The 17,878-nt window shown below is 57.7% G+C and carries 16 protein-coding genes, 7 pseudogenes and 1 other annotated feature; of the genes and pseudogenes, 13 read left to right on the top strand and 10 right to left on the bottom strand.

Annotated features, from left to right (window positions below):
- Positions 1–57: 57 nt before the first annotated feature.
- Together ACYQ47_RS16975 and ACYQ47_RS16970 are read right to left on the bottom strand one after the other, a co-directional pair.
- Entirely contained in the window at positions 58–549 is a 492-nt protein-coding gene (locus tag ACYQ47_RS16975) for a hypothetical protein (protein WP_459906094.1), read from the bottom strand.
- A gap of 184 nt (positions 550–733) precedes the next feature.
- Positions 734–1,054, bottom strand: a pseudogene (locus ACYQ47_RS16970) (ATP-binding protein); the annotation flags it as partial.
- 179 nt (positions 1,055–1,233) lie between these two features.
- On the opposite strand from ACYQ47_RS16970, the gene ACYQ47_RS16965 reads away from it, so the two are divergent.
- The 3 genes from ACYQ47_RS16965 to ACYQ47_RS16955 all read left to right on the top strand — a co-directional run bounded on the left by ACYQ47_RS16965 (position 1,234) and on the right by ACYQ47_RS16955 (position 4,064).
- Entirely contained in the window at positions 1,234–1,740 is a 507-nt protein-coding gene (locus tag ACYQ47_RS16965; RefSeq protein WP_459906093.1) for a hypothetical protein, read from the top strand.
- A gap of 182 nt (positions 1,741–1,922) precedes the next feature.
- A complete protein-coding gene (locus ACYQ47_RS16960; RefSeq protein ID WP_459906092.1) occupies positions 1,923–3,080 on the top strand; it encodes a phage integrase family protein in 1,158 nt (385 codons plus the stop codon).
- A gap of 537 nt (positions 3,081–3,617) precedes the next feature.
- Positions 3,618–4,064, top strand: coding sequence for an ElaB/YgaM/YqjD family protein (locus tag ACYQ47_RS16955; RefSeq protein ID WP_459906091.1), 447 nt, complete (start codon positions 3,618–3,620; stop codon positions 4,062–4,064).
- An 866-nt stretch (positions 4,065–4,930) separates the two neighbouring features.
- On the opposite strand, the gene ACYQ47_RS16950 is transcribed toward ACYQ47_RS16955, so the two are convergent.
- A protein-coding gene (locus tag ACYQ47_RS16950; RefSeq protein WP_459905946.1) for an IS3 family transposase occupies positions 4,931–6,117 on the bottom strand; the annotation gives its coding sequence in 2 pieces (ribosomal slippage) (positions 4,931–5,823 and positions 5,823–6,117; 1,188 coding nt in all).
- Positions 6,118–6,492: 375 nt separating this feature from the next.
- On the opposite strand from ACYQ47_RS16950, the pseudogene ACYQ47_RS16945 reads away from it, so the two are divergent.
- The 5 genes and pseudogenes from ACYQ47_RS16945 to ACYQ47_RS16925 all read left to right on the top strand — a co-directional run.
- A pseudogene (locus tag ACYQ47_RS16945) lies at positions 6,493–6,993 on the top strand (histidine kinase dimerization/phospho-acceptor domain-containing protein); the annotation flags it as partial.
- A 154-nt stretch (positions 6,994–7,147) separates the two neighbouring features.
- Positions 7,148–7,423: an ATP-binding protein gene (locus tag ACYQ47_RS16940; protein WP_459906506.1), complete on the top strand. Its 276-nt coding sequence runs from the start codon at positions 7,148–7,150 to the stop codon at positions 7,421–7,423.
- A gap of 145 nt (positions 7,424–7,568) precedes the next feature.
- The gene (locus tag ACYQ47_RS16935) at positions 7,569–7,877 is read left to right on the top strand and encodes a CsbD family protein (RefSeq protein WP_459906090.1); all 309 of its coding nucleotides are present in this window, start codon (positions 7,569–7,571) and stop codon (positions 7,875–7,877) included.
- Positions 7,878–7,952: 75 nt separating this feature from the next.
- Positions 7,953–8,327, top strand: a complete 375-nt coding sequence (locus ACYQ47_RS16930; protein WP_459906089.1) for a phage holin family protein — start codon at positions 7,953–7,955, stop codon at positions 8,325–8,327.
- The gene (locus ACYQ47_RS16925; protein ID WP_459906088.1) at positions 8,324–8,623 is read left to right on the top strand and encodes a hypothetical protein; all 300 of its coding nucleotides are present in this window, start codon (positions 8,324–8,326) and stop codon (positions 8,621–8,623) included. Before ACYQ47_RS16930 ends, ACYQ47_RS16925 begins: the two co-directional genes overlap by 4 nt.
- A gap of 93 nt (positions 8,624–8,716) precedes the next feature.
- Here ACYQ47_RS16925 and ACYQ47_RS16920 read toward each other — a convergent pair whose 3' ends face one another.
- From ACYQ47_RS16920 to ACYQ47_RS16910, 3 genes are all read right to left on the bottom strand, one after another.
- Positions 8,717–9,577, bottom strand: a complete 861-nt coding sequence (locus tag ACYQ47_RS16920; RefSeq protein ID WP_459906086.1) for a YsnF/AvaK domain-containing protein — start codon at positions 9,575–9,577, stop codon at positions 8,717–8,719.
- An 83-nt stretch (positions 9,578–9,660) separates the two neighbouring features.
- Complete coding sequence (locus ACYQ47_RS16915; protein WP_459906085.1) at positions 9,661–10,110, bottom strand: YsnF/AvaK domain-containing protein; 450 nt, start codon at positions 10,108–10,110, stop codon at positions 9,661–9,663.
- Positions 10,111–10,121: 11 nt separating this feature from the next.
- Positions 10,122–10,838, bottom strand: a complete 717-nt coding sequence (locus tag ACYQ47_RS16910) for a YrzE family protein (protein WP_459906084.1) — start codon at positions 10,836–10,838, stop codon at positions 10,122–10,124.
- A gap of 296 nt (positions 10,839–11,134) precedes the next feature.
- On the opposite strand from ACYQ47_RS16910, the gene ACYQ47_RS16905 reads away from it, so the two are divergent.
- Entirely contained in the window at positions 11,135–11,470 is a 336-nt protein-coding gene (locus ACYQ47_RS16905) for a DUF1003 domain-containing protein (RefSeq protein WP_459906083.1), read from the top strand.
- On the opposite strand, the gene ACYQ47_RS16900 is transcribed toward ACYQ47_RS16905, so the two are convergent.
- The 4 genes and pseudogenes from ACYQ47_RS16900 to ACYQ47_RS16885 all read right to left on the bottom strand — a co-directional run bounded on the left by ACYQ47_RS16900 (position 11,467) and on the right by ACYQ47_RS16885 (position 14,318).
- Positions 11,467–11,607 (bottom strand): hypothetical protein, encoded by a 141-nt coding sequence (locus ACYQ47_RS16900; protein WP_459906082.1) that lies wholly within the window; start codon positions 11,605–11,607, stop codon positions 11,467–11,469. The genes ACYQ47_RS16905 and ACYQ47_RS16900 overlap by 4 nt on opposite strands.
- Positions 11,608–11,940: 333 nt before the next feature.
- Positions 11,941–12,186: pseudogene (locus ACYQ47_RS16895) on the bottom strand (response regulator); the annotation flags it as partial.
- A gap of 165 nt (positions 12,187–12,351) precedes the next feature.
- Positions 12,352–12,582 (bottom strand): response regulator, encoded by a 231-nt coding sequence (locus ACYQ47_RS16890; RefSeq protein WP_250469521.1) that lies wholly within the window; start codon positions 12,580–12,582, stop codon positions 12,352–12,354.
- A gap of 1,376 nt (positions 12,583–13,958) precedes the next feature.
- Positions 13,959–14,318: an ElaB/YgaM/YqjD family protein gene (locus tag ACYQ47_RS16885; protein WP_459906081.1), complete on the bottom strand. Its 360-nt coding sequence runs from the start codon at positions 14,316–14,318 to the stop codon at positions 13,959–13,961.
- Positions 14,319–15,087: 769 nt separating this feature from the next.
- Here ACYQ47_RS16885 and ACYQ47_RS16880 point away from each other — a divergent pair.
- The 4 pseudogenes from ACYQ47_RS16880 to ACYQ47_RS16865 all read left to right on the top strand — a co-directional run.
- A pseudogene (locus tag ACYQ47_RS16880) lies at positions 15,088–15,849 on the top strand (IS3 family transposase); the annotation flags it as partial.
- Between the two features lie 110 nt (positions 15,850–15,959).
- Positions 15,960–16,198: pseudogene (locus tag ACYQ47_RS16875) on the top strand (transposase); the annotation flags it as partial.
- Positions 16,199–16,243: 45 nt separating this feature from the next.
- Positions 16,244–17,493: pseudogene (locus tag ACYQ47_RS16870) on the top strand (IS3 family transposase).
- Positions 16,546–16,662: a sequence feature (AL1L pseudoknot), on the top strand. It overlaps the preceding pseudogene by 117 nt.
- Before the next feature lie 39 nt (positions 17,494–17,532).
- A pseudogene (locus ACYQ47_RS16865) lies at positions 17,533–17,875 on the top strand (transposase); the annotation flags it as partial.
- Positions 17,876–17,878: the final 3 nt, after the last annotated feature.

Genomic DNA, 17,878 nt, shown 5'->3' with positions numbered 1-17,878 from the left:
ACGGTCAGCCATGCCGGAGTAGCGCCGTTAAGCCAGCGTGATTATTCTCATCCCATGCTATCGCGCGTTAGAAGCGAGCCGACGAAGCGCGAACAAACCGGCTAGCGTCAGCCCCGTCCCAAGATGTCGCTCAATCTGTTCGAAGGCGCGCACGACCACGTCGAGACGCGTCTCCCTAAGCTGGCGGTCGTACTCGTTGATCACCGCTGTTGCAACGGCCATTTCATCGTCGCTCAATCCCCAGCCGCTCAAATTTCCACGCGCAAGTACGTCGGTGAGAGCAGCTTCGGCGGCAACGAGGTATTTCTCGTCGAGCTCGCTATACCCGGCTGCGGCAATCAAGCCGGTTAGTGCTACTGCTTGTGAAAGGCAACGCAAAGTCGCCGCGTCTCCTTGCCGAGCGCGAGCGACTTCCAGCGCCATTCGGACTTGAATGGAGACCTTGGCGATCGAATCCGGATCGAGCGGGAGGTAAAGGACTTTTTTATGTCTAGCCGCTTTTGCCACGCTGTGGAGCGGCTTCCGCGTCTGTTTCGGTTTGGATACCATTGGTCTATATCAGACGGAGCCAAGATTTGGGAAGATCGCACTACGCGCGAACCGCAGGCTCTCATCGCCGTCAACCGTGATCAGGCGCATGGCGCCCTGTCATGGGACGTCAACTGTGCCCCGATGGGCAGTTCAAACTCCTCCACCTGTGGGCGGCTAAATTCCCCCAGGCAGGACCAGCGGATTATGCGTCGGATTCCTCAGTGACGGCAAGCCTGGTCGCTGCTTCCCGGAGGCGATAACTCTTTCCTTCAAACTCAAGAAGTTTGGAGCGATGCAAGAGACGGTCAAGAATCGTCGAGGCCATGGTGTTTTCGCGAAGGTAGCGTCCCCAATCCTGGACGATGCGGTTGGATGTGACCAGAATGCTGCGGCGATGCTTGTATCGTTGGTGAACAAGGGTCTGCAGCAACTCGGCCGCGGCATCGGGGATGCGTTTGGCGAGGAACAGATCATCAAGCACGAGGAGTTCGGGTTCAACGAGGGCCTTGAGCAGACGGTCCTGATCGGCCCGCGTTTCCACAGCATAACCATCACGAAATCGAAGTTTTATAACCAGAGCAACTTGTATCTACCGATAATGCTGTTCTATCAATAGTCGAAGCCTGATAACGTCATATTATCGGGATAGCGTTTGAGGGGTAGAATTGGGCTTTTACCAGTTACCTGAGAGGCTAACGCCAGGTGGCACAAGGCAACGACGGCTTTTCGGACCGTGAAGGCGCAAGGGCGGTTCTTCAGCTAGATGACACTGTGACGCTATGGCGTCGCGCAGCGAGTGCATCGCTCTCCAATCTGGCCGCCGTGCCGGCGCTGCCGATTCGGCCGAGCGGCGTCGAGCTCGCGGTGCTAACGGCGCTCGCCCAAAGCTACGGTCACGCGATCGTGGAAGACCAGCGGTTTTTACCGGTGCTCGACTTCATTGCGGAATGCGGTGGCGTCACGCTTGTGCAGCGGGCGCTGTGGGGCGAACAATTTGAAGACCTATGGCTTGCGGGGCAATTGTGCAAAGCGCGCCTGGCGTTCGAGATACTTTGCGGGACGTGGCCGGACGTGTTCATGCGACAAGCCCATACGACATTGACGCGACTCGGTCTACCGACGCTCGTTGCGCCGATGTTTCGTGATTTACCTCGCGCGCCGAGCGCCGGCGCAGGCGAGGGCGTCGATGAGGCGGGTCACGATGGTTGATGCCTCGAAGCCCCGCGCCCTGGAAAAGCTCACCTTCGAGCGGGGCTATACGACCAAGGATTTAACGGCGCTGCGCGCTTACGTCCAGCGTATCGAGCCGGCTTTCATCGCCCGCACTTACTACGATCGCGACGACGATCCGCACGCAGCGACCCCTGGTGCGATTGGAGCGGCATCTCAACATGATGCTCGATACGCTGGTGACGCTCGCGCTGGCACACGGTTCGACCGCACTGGCCGAGCATCTGCGGGCGTCCCTTCGACAGCACGGGCACGCCAAGCTCACGGCGGTGACCTTCCGGATGGTCACGGAGGCGGCGCAGTTAGCCGCACTCCCGCCACGTCCTGATCACGCCATCGGTGCATGGATGCGTCCGCGCATCGCCCGGCGTTTGAAAGGCGAGGGCATCACCACACTGGGCGAGCTGGTCGCCTTCTGCAATCGCCGCGGCGGCAGTTGGTGGCGGTCGATCCCGCGCATCGGTCCGGGTGGCGCCCGCGCGATCGTCAGTTGGCTGCGGCGTCAGCAGGCCGCGCTGCAACTGACGATCGAGGCCGATGTCAATTCGGCCGAGCAGCTTGGCGTTCCGTTGGTGGCGGCTGAACTCATTGAGGTGGCGCCGGCTCTCTCTTTGGACCAAGAAGCAATTCAGACCGCGAGCCGCCTCACACTCGCGCCACTCGAACGGTTGGCCGTGCCGCACGCGCTCTCCGGCGCCGATGGCAAAAACCGCTTGACCGCCTTCTGCTATATCCAGGCGAGTCACGATTTGGATGCGGTGCGCGCCTATCTGAATCGCTACCGCGATCAACCCAAGACGCTGCGCGCCTACACCAGGGAAGTTGAGCGGTTTTTACTGTGGGCGGTGGTGCTGCGCGGCAAGGCGCTGAGCGATCTGCGCGTGGAGGACTGCGAGGCGGACAAGGATTTCCTGAAAAGCCCTGATCCGCGCTTTGTGGGGGAGCGCTTTGCGCGCCACTCGCCGCGCTGGCGACCGTTTGCCGCGACCGCCAACGGCTCGGCAGTACTGTCGCCCGAATCCCAGCGCTACGCGGTTCGATTGCTGCGCAGTGCCTTCGCGTGGCTGGTGGATGTGCGCTACCTTGGCGGCAATCCATGGACGGCAGTCAATGATCCGCCGGCGGTGCGGCGCGTGAATGGCATGAAGATCGATCAGGCGTTACCGGTCAACCTTTGGCGGCGATTGCGCAACGAGCTCGATGTGCGATGCGACGACCCGCTCGCAGCACAGCCGCACGGATTCGGGGCAATAGGACAGTGGCGTGCCGTGCTCGCGGCAATCCTCTTGATGGGCGATTCGGGTTTGCGGCGCGAATAGGCCGCCTCAGCGCGTCGCGAATGTCTTAGACCTTCGGCGTACGGGACGCTTGCGCGGCCCGTGTGGGAACTCACAATCGTTGGCAAAGGACAGCGCGAGCGCACCGTCCCCGTCAGCGCCGCGACATTTGCTGCACTACGCGCGCATTGGCAAGATCGCGGCAGATGTTTGACGCCAAGCGAATCGACGGGGCACCGGGGACAATTCCCTACGGGCCGTTGCTGGCACCTGTCGTGATTCCATGGACAGACGCGTCACGCCGACGCCATCACCATGCGGGAACCGGTGACCGGCATCCCCTAATCAGCCGATTATCAACCGTCAACACTCAAACCTATTTTTGCCAACCCAGCGCCCAGCCGGAAAACTTGTCGGTCAAAGTGCACAAGAAAAACCCGCGAAGCGCGGGTCAGGTCCAACCGGCCTTATCAACTCAAATATCGCCTCCCCTCCGCACTTGGCTGGAAACAAATAGCAACCGTCCAGGGAAGAACGCGATCATCAGTGTCAGCGGGTTTTGTGATAGCGGAACAGTGATTGCTTGTCTTTCTCTATCGGATACCTGCTAAAAGTCGAACTTCCGGACCGATTGAACTCAACGCCGCTCAACCTCGAGACGATGTCATGGAAGAAAATGCTGAGAAATCCGTCAACTCCTTGGTCACCGAAAGAAGTGGGAGTGCTTACCCGTTCCCTGTCGGTGAGGAAGATGCCCCACCACCGAGAAGCGAATCTTCGTCGGCAGGCAGCGAAGGAAGTTTCCGCGATGCGTCGCAGTCTTGGGACGCTGACGCCAACACCCCTCCGTCAGCCGCGCAAGGCGTCGGAACGAAGAAAAAGCTTTCCGACGTCCAAGATGCGTTGGTCCAAAGATATCGAGTCGCGAGTGAAACAACCGATGATTTCGTGCACGACAGTCCTTGGAAAGCGATCGCCATGGCTGCATTGGGTGGTGTAGTAATAGGAATGCTGATCTCGCGGTGAGCCGAACCGATGCGCGGCCTAACGTTCCGCGCAGATCCATCATCGAAAGGCAGCCGTCTTTCATTGCGAAAGCCAAGTTGCCAACAGGTCACCGTGCTCGTTTGAGTCGTGCATGGGTGTGCACCTGGACTGTCAAGAAGGGCTTTCATACGGAAGAAGTCGGCATGCTTACCGCAAAGATTTTCGGGATTTTGGCCCTATTCTGCTCGGTTGCTGCGCTGGCGGACCAAAATGAAAGACCCAGAAACGCCGCAACGGTCGTTGGCGAGCCAACCAGAAATGAGCCTTGGCCTTTACAAGATAACGCTACCGATGTAACGACGTATTTGCACTCAGACAATCGATATCCGTCTAACCCTGCGATTGGACCAAGCATAAAGAACGACGTCTCCGGATCGGGGCAGGAACGACCTTCGCCACCAAACGAGCCTGCTTGGCCAGGCAGTGGAATGAAAAAACCATATTAAAACTATGGGGCGCGGGATGGGGCTCATTCTTCCAGCCCGATTGCAACGACGGCCAGCAACAACGTTTCGCTCCGCATCTTGATAGTGCTTGGCGGTGCCTTCCGCACCATGCCTAATCAAAGTCGGGCGATCCAATTGAGCCGCTCGCCATGACCGCTGCAGGTCTCCGAACCGAATGCGAGCGAGGGTCGCTCTTTCCTGGCTCCCGGTCCTAGATAGGCATCGGGAATGCTGTAGCCACACATCACCGACGCAAGGAGCCAGCAATGAATTCGAGGTCCCTTTTAGGCCGGGCGAGCGCATGGCCCATTCGGATGTTTAAACGATTTTCCGCGGATCGCTGTGCATCGATGGCAGCCAGCATTGCTTTGATCCTGCCTCGTTTCCACGTACAGCAAGTCATGCAGCGATCATCCTAGCCTCGTAATCGACGGGAGTGGAGAAATCGATAGAGGTGTGCAGGCGTTGTCGATTGTAGTAGCCCTCGATCCAGTCGACGATATCCAGACGAGCCTGCGCGCGCGTTTCGTAGCGAACCTGATAGATTCGCTCGACTTTCAGGGTTTTGAAGAAGCTTTCCATTGCCGCGTTGTCCCATGCATTAGCGCGACGGCTCATCGAAACGTTCATCTTGAAGTCAGCGGCCAGTTTTCGGTACGCCCGGCTTGCATATTGACTTCCGCGATCGGAATGTAGCAACAACCCCAGCGCGGGCTTACGGTGCCAGCACGCGCTGCGCAGTGCCTGGCAGACCAGTTCCGCGTTGATGCGCTCTGAAATTGACCAACCTACGATGCGTCGGCTTGCCAGATCCAGAATGGCAGCTAGGTATAGCCAACCTTCGCCGGTCCTGATGAACGTGATGTCGCTGACCCAAGCCTGATCGGGCTGCCAGCCGTCAAAACGACGATCAAGCAGGTTGGGGGCAACCGGTAAGCGGTGTGTCGAATCCGTCGTCACCCGATACGGGCGTTTATAGACCGGCCGCAGCCCTAGGCGTTGCAGACTACGGCGTACGCGTTCGGCGCTCGCCGGCTGGCCCTGGATCCTTAATTGCCTTACGATCCGAGGACGGCCGTAGCTGCCACGACTGGCCCGGTGAATCGCTGCCACCTCCCGATCAAGCGCGGCGTTGGCCTGCGCTCGCTGACTTGGCACGCGCTTACGCCACTGGCAATATCCGCTGCGCGACACCGTCAAGACGTGACACAGCCGAGTAACACTGTACTGGCCGCGGTGCTCGTCGATCCATGCGTACTTCACCGCGACCCCTTCACGAAGTACGCCGTCGCTTTTCGAAGGATCTCGATATCGAGTCTCGCACTGGCGAGCTCTTTCCGAAGTCGGCTGTTCTCCGCCTCAAGTTCGTTGATCGGGCGCGTCGATCGCGTGCTCTTCACTTCGTGACTGTCGACTTCGCCGATACTTTTAGCATTGCGACTGCGTCGACTCCAATTGCCCAAGGTTGCTACGGGCACCCCAAGCCTACGCGCGGCTTCGTGCTGCCCAACTGATTCGGCAAGCCTAATGGCCTCGACCTTGAACTCGTCTGTGTACTGCCGCTTTGGCACTAGCTTCTCTGACATTAGAACCTCCGTACAAACAGGAATTAGCAAATTTCTGCTGTACGTGAAATCGAGGCATGGTCATTAGAACGGTGACGGGGAATGGCATATGGCACAAGCAACGAGTGACACGGTCGATTCTCAAACATGTGACGAATTGGCGCCTCATTAGACGCCCATTGCATATACATGTGCAATCGAAAGCGGGTGGCGCGTGCAGTAGGTCAAAGTCGGTTTTATTCTCTGTCCAAAAATTCGAGAGGGCTACATGACACTGTCGGACTTCATTGAAGCCAGTCTCGATACGCTCGTCGGCGATTGGGCGGAATTTGCCGGGCAGATATTGCGCGAGGGCGCGCTCTGACGCTTAAGGAACTGGAAGACTCAGCCCGCCACATGCTTGGACGAGTCGCCGTTGATATGCGCCTAGCTCAAACGGGCAGGCAGCAAGAAGAGAAGTCGCGCGGGGAACAGGGCGGCGGCACGACAGAAGTTCGCGACGCGGCAGTGGAGCATGCAGACGATCGCCTCGATCAAGGCTTCACGCTCGACAACATAGTGGCGGAGTTTCGCGCCCTCAGGGCCACGGTGTTACGCCGCTGGCAGCAAATCTGTGTCGATCCTTCTACTGCGCTGAACGAAGCCATCCGCTTCAATGAAGCGATTGATCAGATACTGACCGAGTCAATCCGCCGTTATTCGGTGCGCGTGAGCCACACCCGGGAACGATTCGCGGGGGTGCTTGCGCATGATTTGCGTTCGCCACTTGGCGCAATCGCCAACTCGACAGAGTTTCTTTTGCTCGACGAGACGCTATCGGCCTCCTCTGTAGAAGCAGTCGTGGCCATCCAACGTGGTGCTACCCGCATGAGGCGCATGGTCGACGATCTTCTAGACTTTGCCCGTACACGCCTGGGCGATACCTTGCCGTTAAGTGTCGCCCCTCAGGATGCTGGACGACTGTGTCGCGACGCTTGCGACGAGGTCTGCGCCGCTTTCCTAGGGGCAAACATCGCCGCACAGCTCGACGGCGACCTTGCAGGAAATTGGGATGCTGACCGCATCAGTCAGTTACTCATTAATTTGCTCGTCAACGCCGTTCAGCATGGCGAAGGCCTCATCGATATTTCTGCGCGGGACGATGGAGATCGAGGTGGTGGTGAGTGTCTCAAATCAGGGAAAGCCCATACCGCCCCAAGTAGCGGCGCACATCTTCGACCCGCTGACTCGAACCTCTTCTCCGCCGGAGCGGCGCGGCACGGCAGCTGGCGTGGGGCTCGGTCTTTATATCTGCAAATGTATCGCATCATTCACGACTGAGTGCTGAAGTGGCAAGAAAAGCATTTATGGGTACACAACTTGCGCCTGTGCTAACGTGCCCGGCGTACTGAACCCTTAGCCGCACAAGGCAGGATCTGACTGGGAGACACTGACATAAGGCTCGCTGCATGCTTTTAACTTGCGGAGGAAACATGGAAACGAATAAGGCGGAAGGAACGGTGCAGCAGATTACCGGTAAGGTGCAAGATGCGGTTGGTTCAGTAATGGGCAACACGGGAACACAGGTCGCCGGGAAGGCGAAAGAACTCGGCGGCAAGGCACAACAACTGTACGCCGACACCGCCGACATTGTGCGCGATAAGACAACTGATAGCCCGTTCACCGCGCTTGCGATCGTGGGCGGCCTAGGTTTCTTATTCGGCGCAATTTGGGCAAGTGCAAGCTCGGCGCCGCCTCGCCGCAACACGGCAAGATATCGCGGGGACGTAGATAATTACTGATCCTTTATAAAAGTCAGCACCACGCAGCGCGGCGGCAAGGCGTCATCCCCTTGCCACCGAACAGGGGCGAAACAAATGTCAGTCCACTCTAAAATCATGCGTTGGCGCAACGTTGGTCGGTTCTGCACAGCGAGGGTGGCAGACTACAGCGAGCTGTTTCTCAGCGAACTTCAACAGGCTAAAGCCAAGGTTATGCGTGAGCTCATCGCAATGGTAATGCTTGCCATAGGGATCTTGTTCACGCTGTCATTCCTTTGTTTCGCAATTATCGCAACCGCTTGGCAGACACCCTACTTTCTTGCTTCGGTTTGGGGAATCGCCGGTCTTTGGCTGGTCGTTTCAATCGCCGCATTTTTCGTGATGCGGAAACAAAAACCAACAGCGCCATTTAGGTCGCTTCGGTCCGAAATGCAAGCTGATATCGCGGCTGTTAAGGAGTCGATGAAGTGAGCGCAAACGACGTTAGCACCTCCCAACAAACGGTTCTCGTCCGAATGGGCGCGACACGGGCTGAATTGATCGCGGCCAACCATATCAACTCGTCGATTGCCGAAGCCCGGCGCGGCGAGCGCGCACGTCCAGTTCAACAGGGACCGGTGATTCTTCAGTCGCCGTATGCGCAGCTGATTTCTGTCGTCTTGGTCGCAAGCGTTGTCCTGGGGCCGAAGCACGTGGTGAAATCGTTGTTCGGCGGAATACTCATTCCTCGGATGACATACTCGTTAAGGAACTTGTTCCGTCGTTAAGACGGAACCTGCGTCGCTAGGTATGCGCCCGCGAGAATTGAGTTGTCGGCCGACTGCCAGTGCAGGACGAAGCAAGCCGGCCCGTCCAAAGAGTTAGAGCGGTGTTTTCTTGATATCAGGGGTAGTCGATGACGCGCCTTCGAGGCCCGCGGTTCGTTCGACCTCCACCTCAGTCCCACGCACCGTGTCGTTGATGGTCTCGGTCCGATTGGATGCCTCTTTACCGACGACCACTTCCTCGACGACGCGCGCCGTCTTTGCAACCACAGGCTGTTCCGCCGTTTCCTTGATCTCGACAAACCCTTCCTTCAAGTCTGCCGCAGTCGCAGGCCGATCGACCGCCCGCCGTTCAATGCTTGCGTGCTCTTCGTGTAGCGAAACGGACTCACTGACTGGCGTCTCCGTCAGCCGTGAGTACACTCGCACTCCGCCCGTCTGGACGACGCGCTTGCCAACCTCCAGCGACTCCTGAACAACTGGGAACGCCTGTCGTTCGGCCGCGACCTGGTCGGCGGTGTAGGCTGGAGCGCTCCGATCGTAGCCGGTGTAGCCGGCACCGCGCCACTGGGCGACGCGCGAATCGATATCAACAGCGCCTGCCGCATACAGTGCGTCGCGTACACGCTCGCTTGCGGATTCGTCTTGCACGTCCACCGACAAGAGCGCGCCGCCGCGACGAACCGCTTCTTGATAATGGCCGACTTCCTCGGGGCGATCGTCGTCGCCAAAAAGATTTTTGAAGAAGTGTTCGATGCGTCCCATCGCTCCTTCGTGCTGCTCGCCGGTAGCGCCCGTCGTCACACCGTGGGTGGCTGTGTCAGTGCTAAAAGAAGAACCGGCATCGTTCGCGTGCACGCTCATGTCGGAGCGGGCGACACCTTCTGCTTCGAGGCGGGTCTGTGCAGCCTCGGCATCTTGAAAACTATCGAATATCCCAATGATGGTTTGAGTCATAGCAGCATCTCCAAAGTAAGGGCCTACGCTAAGCCAGGAATACCGCGCGTGCCGTGCTTCCGCAACCGGTGTTCCTGCGTGTGTCAATTCACGTTCGGGTCGCGTCTCCACTCGCCTTCCGCACCTTCGCGTCGTTCCACGATCAGCTCCTCGGTGTTGATGAGCACTTGATGCACCACGTCCCTTTGCGTTTCGGTGGTCTTGATGTGTACCTCTTCCTTCAAGGTCAGTTGCATCCTGACCACAGGAACGTATTCGTAGACAGGGATGATCAAGGTGTCACCCTCCTGCCGTGGTTCGCTGCGCTCGTCTACTGCACGGTTGACCGCGACGCGGCTGACTTCGACCTGTTCGCTCCTCAGCCGCATGGCGACCGGTTGCGTTTCCTCATGCACGACCTTACGCACCCGCACTGCGCCGGTTTCTGTTTTTCTGACGCCCACCGCAAGTTCTTCCTGCACAGCAGCGAGGCGAACCTCGTCAGACATGACAGCAGGTGGCGGCGGAGCGTTTGGAGGCAGTTTTGAGTTCATCGAAATTTCCATCAAGTACGATGGCCCGCTTGAACCGTGCGGGCGCGTGCGGGGGCTATATCACGATCGATTGCCGACCCGCCGCCTTCTTCAAACGGGGGCTGATGGCGAAAGCCGGTCGCGCCCGAAACGATGGCGATGATCGCGCCCACAATTAGCGCGGCGAATGAGAACCAGCTCGCCCGGGCAACGCCGCGCGCGGCGGCATCCGCTACCGCCCGCGCATTCTGCTTGGCGTCCGGGCCGGATGCCGCCGATGCAGCCGACGCCACTGCCGCCTGGAGTTGTTGTTTGGCCGAGTCGACCATTTGATTGCCGCTGCCGGACTGATTTGCAGCTGTCGCACCGACCTGCGCGCTTGAAGCGGCAACACTGCCGGCCGTACTGACTGCTCCAGAGATGAGCGAAGTCATGCCGTAGACGACCAGGAGTGTCATGACTGCCCACGAGAGCAGGCCATGCAGCCAGCCAAGCACCGGTGCGCAGCGCCCCGCATAATAGGAACCGACGAAAACCGCAATGACGGTGGTGACGATTACCCACACCCCAGAGCCAAATCCAAAGCCGTGCAACGCATCGGGCTTAGACATCGGCGAGACGAGCGAGGCGCCGACCGCCGCGCCTAGGACGCTCATGATCAAATAAACGATCATTGAAAGGATGACGCCCGCGATGATGGCCCCCCAAGACAAGCGTGGTAGTCCATCGCTGGTTGTAAGCAGTTTCATAATTGCCTCCTAATGTTTTATTTTGTCCAAGCCTAAGGGAACCGCAAACGCCGTGCCGCGTGTTGAGCGCAGGCATTCAGATCCAAGATCAAGAATGGAGGTCGCCGTGAACAACGGAACCCTGGACATGAATTCGGAGCGATCTCACATAGCGGATGAACGCCCGCCTTCAGCTTCGCGGGCGTTTTTTAATGTCGATGCCAGGGCAACACGTTGTCCTGTCCATTGCGTTATGTTGGAGGTGGAGGATCCCCCCTCCTGACTTGGCCACTTTTAACCGAGACTCCAGCGCTGACATGACACAAGATCCACGGGCCGACAACAGCACCGCCACGAGCATTTCTGAAGCGATTCACGAAAATCTGGAGAAGGTGTCGCAGTTTGCGCAGCGCGAGGATGCAAAGCGCACCGTGCTCCAAAGAGTGATTGAGCAAGTCAGCGTGTTCTTTGGTGAACCACGGTTTTTACTGACTTTCCTATGCGCGAGCGTGGCATGGATTGCCAGTGACGTCTTTTTGCATCATCTGGGCTATCGCTACTTCGACGAACCACCATTTTCATTGCTACAAGGCATTGTCACTTTCATCGGCGTCCTAATTACGATGGCGGTGCTTATTCGGCAAAATCGCTAGCGCGTATCGAGGAAGATCGCACGCATCTCGAACTCCAGATCAATCTGCTGGCCGAGCAGAAAACCACCAAGATCATAATGTTGCTTGAAGAGCTTCGACGCGATCTTCCTCACATACCTGGCCGGCACGAGCAACATGCGGAAACCCTGCAGGCGGCGAGCAATCCGGATGCCGTTCTAGAAGCGATTGAGCAACGAAAGGAGCAACGCGAATGAGTCGCTCTAACCGGTCCCGGTACCGCGTCTCATTGCAATAACGGTTCAATCGAGCAGGCACGGGAACGCCTTCGTCGAAAAGCGTTTCCGAGAGGCCACGACAACTGAGCATCTCTATGCGATGTTGTTGTAAAAAGATCGCCCAATCGAGGCACGTTATGTCTTTCTTCGCCGAGCAAAAGCGGCCTTACCGCGAACTCAAATTCGTACTTGCCGTTCGTGAAACAGTGCAGGCGTAGACGAACCACACCTTCGTTAGCCCAATGTTTTTGAAATCACGCGCAGCAGTTTTCCCACGGCAAAAGGTTTTTGTAGCAAGGCGATCAATCGCAATTCCGAAACAGGAGGTGTCGCGCTTATGGCGATCACGGGAATATGGCGAAGTCGGTCGTTCGATTTGAGATGATTGAGTAGCTCGTCGCCGTTCATCTCCGGCATTTGCCAGTCAGAAACGATGACGTCTGGCAACCAGCCTTCAGCGATTTTTAAAGCCGCAATTCCATCATGCGCGACTCTCGTTTAGTATTTGGCGTCATCGAGAATCATCAAGAGCACTTCAGCTATTGCCGGTTCATCGTCGACGAGCAAGATTTTCGGCATGTGATACTTCCTGCTATTACGGTGGACCATGCGGCTCAATTTTTTAAAGCAACAGTCAGTCCCGATTTATGCCAGCAGCGCGAGTAGACGATCGTAATCGACTGGTTCCGCCAAATGATGGTTAAAGCCTGCATCGAATGCCGCCTGACGGTCCGCTTCCTGGCTCCAGCCGGTAAGCGCGATCAGTAAGAGGGTTTCGCTCGGAGACTCGAGCCGCAGTTTTCGGGCGACTTCAAAGCCGGATATGTCCGGCAGGCCAATATCGATGAGCAGAACATCGGCTCGAATATCGGACACTCACCGCAAAGCAGCCTGGCCGCTACTTACAGTTGCGGTCACGTGTCCATCAATTCCAAGCAGCATCGAAAGGCTAACCGCTGCGTCTTCACTGTCGTCGACGATCAAAACGCGGCGCTATTCGTTGCCTGGACCTCCTGACCATGGGCGGCAAAGTACCTCACCAAACTCACTCGCCGCTACTGGAGATGCTTGGGTCCGTCGCAGATACCCCTTCCCGAACGTCGGCGCGTAAGTGCGCGACATGTTCTGGTCGCCGAAGCCATGTGCGAAAACGAGCGTGACAGGTCCCGCTCCGCCGATATGGACATTGTTGTAGCAGCCAACAGAGCGAAGGTAATGAAAAGAGTGGATAAAAATTTGCCAATCAGATGAATCAACGTTTGGCTTATATGGTTTTTTTCGGAAGTCTTAAATTCCTCAAAAACATTCATAGCTGCCAGAAGGTCTCGGCACGTTGAAAACCCGCAGCAACTCGTCCCGAAAGTCTGAGATGTCGAGCACGTGCTAAGCGCGCGTGAGCGCGACTTACAGCAGCCGCATTTCGTCTTCGTTTAACGTCAGCCGGTCGCCGAGCACCTTGAGTCGGAAATCGGTGACGATTTGCCCACATAGTCGCTTCGGCCTCAGACCTGCGGCGTTAATCGAGCGACCGCAGGTAGTCGGTGCCCCGGTCGTCGACGATCTCGACAACCGGCAGCAAGCTCCGCTCGACGGCGCTCCAGGCGAAAGGTTGCACTTCTCACCTGTTCTTGAAGAGCGGCAAGGCTTTGGGCCGGAACGCGCATCGATGGGCGCGAGTTCCGCGTTCCTTCCGGTGATGGTTGGCATCTCGATCGAGCCGAAACCGTATCGGCCAGTTCGTGCAGGGGCCGTCATTGCAATCGGGCTGGCGAATGAGCCCCATCCCGCGCCCCAATAGTTTTAATATGGTTTCTTCATTCCACTGCCTGGCGAAGCATGCTCGTTTGGTGGCGAGCGTCGTTCTTGCCCCAATCCGGGGATGTCGTTCTTTATGCTTGGTCCAGTCGCAGGGTTAGACGGATATCGATCGCCCGAGTGCAAATACGTCAACACATTGGTAGCGTTATCTTGTGAGGGCGAAGGCTGGCCCACGACGGTTGCCGCGTTTCGGGGTCTTTCATTTTCGTCCGCCAGTGCAACAACCGAGCAGACCAGGACCAAAATCCCGAAAATTTTTGCGGTAAGCACATCGACTCGTTGAGCATGAGAGCCCTTCTTGACAGTCCAGGTGCGATACGCCCGCACGTCTCAACGAGCCCGCTGACCTGTTGGCAAATTGGCTCTCTTAATGAAAGACGCCTGCCTTTCGATGATGGATCTGCGCGGAACATTCGGCCGCGCATCGGCTCGGCTCACCGTGAGATCATCATGCCTATTACTACACCACCCAATGCTGCCATGGCGATCGCTTTCCAAGGACTGTCGTGCACGAAATCGTCGGTTGTTTCACTCGCGACTCGATATCTGTTGACCAACGCATCTTGGACGTCGGAAAGCTTTTTCTTCGTTCCGAAGCCTTCCGCGGCTGACGAAGCGGTGTTGGTATCAGCGTCCCAAGATTGGGACGCATCGCGGAGACTCCCTTCGCTGCTTGCCGACAAAAATTCGGTTCTCGCTGTTGAGGCGTCTTCCTCACCGACAGGAAACGGGTAAGCACTCTCACCTTTTTCGGTGACCAGAGAGTTGACGGATTTTTCAGCAATTTTGTCCATGACATCGCCGCGAGGGTTAAACAGCGTTGAGTTTTAATTGGTTCGGAAGTTCGACTTTTCGCGGTTCCATTTGAGATGCAATCGTTGTTCCGCCTTCGGCGTTTCTAGAGGGAATCGTGCTGCGACCAAACGTACAACTGTTCACAGAATGTTCGCAAGCCGAAAATTTGATCGGCCGCAAAGTGCAATGATTGAGAAGGACCGGTTCTCGCCCTTCGGCTCACGTCAACGCTCACCCCCGCGCGCTGCAACAATTGCTTCAATGCGATCTAGCGCGAGTATGGGACGTTTGAGGACAACATCTGCACGCGCGATGACGAGTGCGCCAACTATTTCCAAGTTTTGCGGGTCAAGTCGGCCAATATCAGTGATTAGCTCAAGTATTCGCATCGCCACGGCCGCGTCGTTCTTAAATTCGTTTGCAACGATGGCTCTGCGCAGCGCTAGCACCATAACCAGGCCGTCCTCTGTCCTCATTTCCACCCTCTGTCGAGTAGTCGCAAAAAATAAAATCGTCAGCGCGTTTCAGCACATCCTCCTCGCTTCGCGGGAGTGACAGTCCGCTTCCCAAGACGAATATGAAGTGCAGATAAACACAAAAACGCATTGCTCGCCATCAATTAGTCATCCACACTGTTCGTGACCTGTCTAACGCACTCTTGCGATCGAACGGTTCGTAATGGCTGTCTTGACCCGAAACATCTGATTATAAAATCATAAAGCGACGCCCAATCTGCTGTGTCCAAACTGTTCGACCGTATGGCCGCTCAAAAAACTGGATTGCGCGCTCGCCCTTACTGCCCGGGGACGACCAATGAAAACGGTCTGCGATGTTCTCGGCGTGGCGCGCTCTGCCTTGGCAGTCAGAAAAGCCCGCTCTCCAGACTGGCAGGACGGCCGCCGCGCCCGACAGACCGACGACACGGAACTGGTCGCTGCAATCCACGAGCATGTGGCGGGCTTGCCGACTTATGGATACCGACGAGTCTGGGCATTGCTGCGACGTAGTCACGAATTGACCGGTGCGCCGTGCGTGAACGCCAAGCGGGTCTATCGCGTCATGCGTGACCATCAGTTGCTGCTCCGGCGCCTTGGCCAGCGACGCGATACCCGCCGACATGATGGACGCATTGCCGTTGACCAGAGTAACGTCCGCTGGTGCTCGGACGGCTTCGAGTTCCGTTGTGACGATGGCTCGCCGTTGCGCGTGACGTTCGCGCTGGACTGCCATGACCGGGAAGCTATTAGTTGGGCAGCGACTACTGGCGGCCATAGCGGCGACGTCGTGCGCGATGTGATGCTCGCAGCGGTCGAGCAACGCTTCGGCACGCCGCAGGCAGGCGCACCCATCGAATGGCTGTCGGACAACGGCTCTGCCTACATCGACCACCGTACGCGCAGCTTTGCCCGCGAGTTGGGTCTGGAACCGTTGACGACGCCTGTTCGTTCGCCGCAGAGTAACGGTATGGCCGAGTCGTTTGTGAAGACAATCAAGCACGATTACATTGCCTTTATGCATAAGCCTGATGTGGGGCCTATCCGCAATTCTGTGGGCGAGGCATATTATGAGAGGTAAAAGTCATGGATATGCCGATGAAGTAGAAACGCACCGTCGCTTCTCAGGCAGCGGCTCGAGGGCCGCTGCCTGCCCTTCCGGAAGGTCTGCTGGATGACCTGGTCAAAGGCCCGATGACGCCCACCGAGGTCCAGGACCTGATGCTGGCGTTCAACAAGGCACTCATCGAGCGCGCGATGGGCGCCGAGATGAAGATGCATCTGGCTACCTGGCGGGGCAGCCGAAACCCGACGGCCAGGGCAACGAACGTAACGGCGCCAGCGGCAAGACGCTCATCACCGATTATGGCCCGCTCAGGGTGAAGCGCACCGGGTATTCCGGAGACCTTTACTCCTGAGAGAATAGGGTTATGGAAAACCTCGACAAAGCAAAATGGAAGACGGCGCCGAAATATTCGGCGGAAGTGCGTGAGCGCGCGGTTCGTATGGTGTTCGAGCATCGTGCGGAGTATGCGACGCAATGGGAAGCAATCCAGTCGATTGCCGCCAAGATGGGTTGCTCACGCGAAACGTTAAGAAACTGGGTTCGTCAAGCTGAGAGCGATCGTGGTCTGCGTGCGGGCCCCAAGACGCAGGAGCATGATCGCATCCGCGAGCTTGAACGCGAAGTCCGGGAACTGCGTCAGGCCAACGAAATCCTGCGCAAGGCCTCGGCATATTTCGCACAGGCGGAGCTCGACCGCCGACCGAAGTGATGATTGCCTTCATTGACGATCACCGGTCGGCGTATGGGGTCGAGCCGATCTGCAGGGTGCTGCCGATCGCCCCGTCGACATATTACCTTCATTCGTCTCGACGCGCTGATCCGCGTCGGCTGCCGCCGCGCGCGCAGCGCGATGCACTGCTGTGTCAGCATATCCGGCGTGTATGGGAGGAGAACTTTCGGGTATATGGCGCGCGCAAGGTTTGGCGGCAGCTGTTGCGCGAAGGATTCAAGCTCGCACGGTGTACTGTCGAGCGACTGATGAAGCGGCTCGGGCTGCAAGGTGTGCGGCGCGGCAGATCGATTCGAACCACCGTCAGCGAGCGAAACACACCGTGCCCGCTTGATCACGTCCAGCGGCAGTTCAAAGCGTCACGGCCGAACGCGCTGTGGGTGTCAGATTTCACCTTCGTGGCTACCTGGCAAGGCTTCGCTTATGTTGCCTTCATCGTTGATGTGTTCGCGCGACGCATTGTAGGCTGGAGAGTGTCAAGCTCAGCGCGTACTGACTTCGTGTTGGACGCGCTGGAGCAGGCGGTACACGAGCGCTGACCAGCCGAAAGTAGCCGTTTGGTACTTCATTCGGACCGCGGGTCGCAATACGTTTCAGTTCGGTACACGGAGCGTCTAGCCGAAGCAGGAATCGAACCGTCAGTCGGCAGCGTCGGAGATTCATACGATAACGCACTCGCCGAAACGATCAACGGCCTTTACAAGGCAGAAGTTATTCATCGTCGCGGACCATGGCGTTACGTGCAGGCGGTTGAACTCGCCACGCTTGAATGGGTGGACTGGTTCAATCATCGACGCCTACTTGAGCCGATCGGCAACATCCCGCCGGCCGAAGCGGAAGCCCGCTACTATGAGCAAATCGCTGGAATGCCGATGGCAGCGTAACTCCAGCAAAAACGTCTCCGAAGTTCCCGGTGCGCTTCAGTGTTCAACGAACTGAAGACCCGGGGCTGCCAGGACATCCTGATCGCGGTGGTCGACGGCCTGAAGGGACTGGCTGAGGCGATTGGCACGGCGTACCCGCGCACGGCCGTGCAGACCTGCATCGTGCATCTGATCCGCAACAGTCTGGAGTACGCCAGCTACAAGGACCGCAAGAGCGTGGCCGCAGCGCTGCGCCCGGGTCTATGCCGCCGCGAGTGAACAGGCCGCTCAGCAGGCCCTGGAGGCCTTTGCCGAAGGCCCGTGGGGTGCGAAGTATCCGACTATCGTGCAGTCGTGGCGACGGGCGTGGGAGAACGTCACACCGTTCTTCGTGTTTCCGCCGGAC

This window comes from Caballeronia sp. HLA56 (genome assembly GCF_054655155.1).
This window is presented reverse-complemented; position numbering and strand designations above follow the sequence as displayed.

What these genes read in the sequence shown, in the direction of transcription:
- ACYQ47_RS16975 (WP_459906094.1), bottom strand. Translation starts at nt 549, where the DNA reads ATGGTATCCAAACCGAAACAGACGCGGAAGCCGCTCCACAGCGTGGCA.
- ACYQ47_RS16960 (WP_459906092.1), top strand. Translation starts at nt 1,923, where the DNA reads ATGATGCTCGATACGCTGGTGACGCTCGCGCTGGCACACGGTTCGACC.
- ACYQ47_RS16940 (WP_459906506.1), top strand. Translation starts at nt 7,148, where the DNA reads ATGCTGACCGCATCAGTCAGTTACTCATTAATTTGCTCGTCAACGCCG.
- ACYQ47_RS16935 (WP_459906090.1), top strand. Translation starts at nt 7,569, where the DNA reads ATGGAAACGAATAAGGCGGAAGGAACGGTGCAGCAGATTACCGGTAAG.
- ACYQ47_RS16930 (WP_459906089.1), top strand. Translation starts at nt 7,953, where the DNA reads ATGTCAGTCCACTCTAAAATCATGCGTTGGCGCAACGTTGGTCGGTTC.
- ACYQ47_RS16920 (WP_459906086.1), bottom strand. Translation starts at nt 9,577, where the DNA reads ATGACTCAAACCATCATTGGGATATTCGATAGTTTTCAAGATGCCGAG.
- ACYQ47_RS16915 (WP_459906085.1), bottom strand. Translation starts at nt 10,110, where the DNA reads ATGAACTCAAAACTGCCTCCAAACGCTCCGCCGCCACCTGCTGTCATG.
- ACYQ47_RS16910 (WP_459906084.1), bottom strand. Translation starts at nt 10,838, where the DNA reads ATGAAACTGCTTACAACCAGCGATGGACTACCACGCTTGTCTTGGGGG.
- ACYQ47_RS16905 (WP_459906083.1), top strand. Translation starts at nt 11,135, where the DNA reads ATGACACAAGATCCACGGGCCGACAACAGCACCGCCACGAGCATTTCT.
- ACYQ47_RS16900 (WP_459906082.1), bottom strand. Translation starts at nt 11,607, where the DNA reads ATGTTGCTCGTGCCGGCCAGGTATGTGAGGAAGATCGCGTCGAAGCTC.
- ACYQ47_RS16885 (WP_459906081.1), bottom strand. Translation starts at nt 14,318, where the DNA reads ATGGACAAAATTGCTGAAAAATCCGTCAACTCTCTGGTCACCGAAAAA.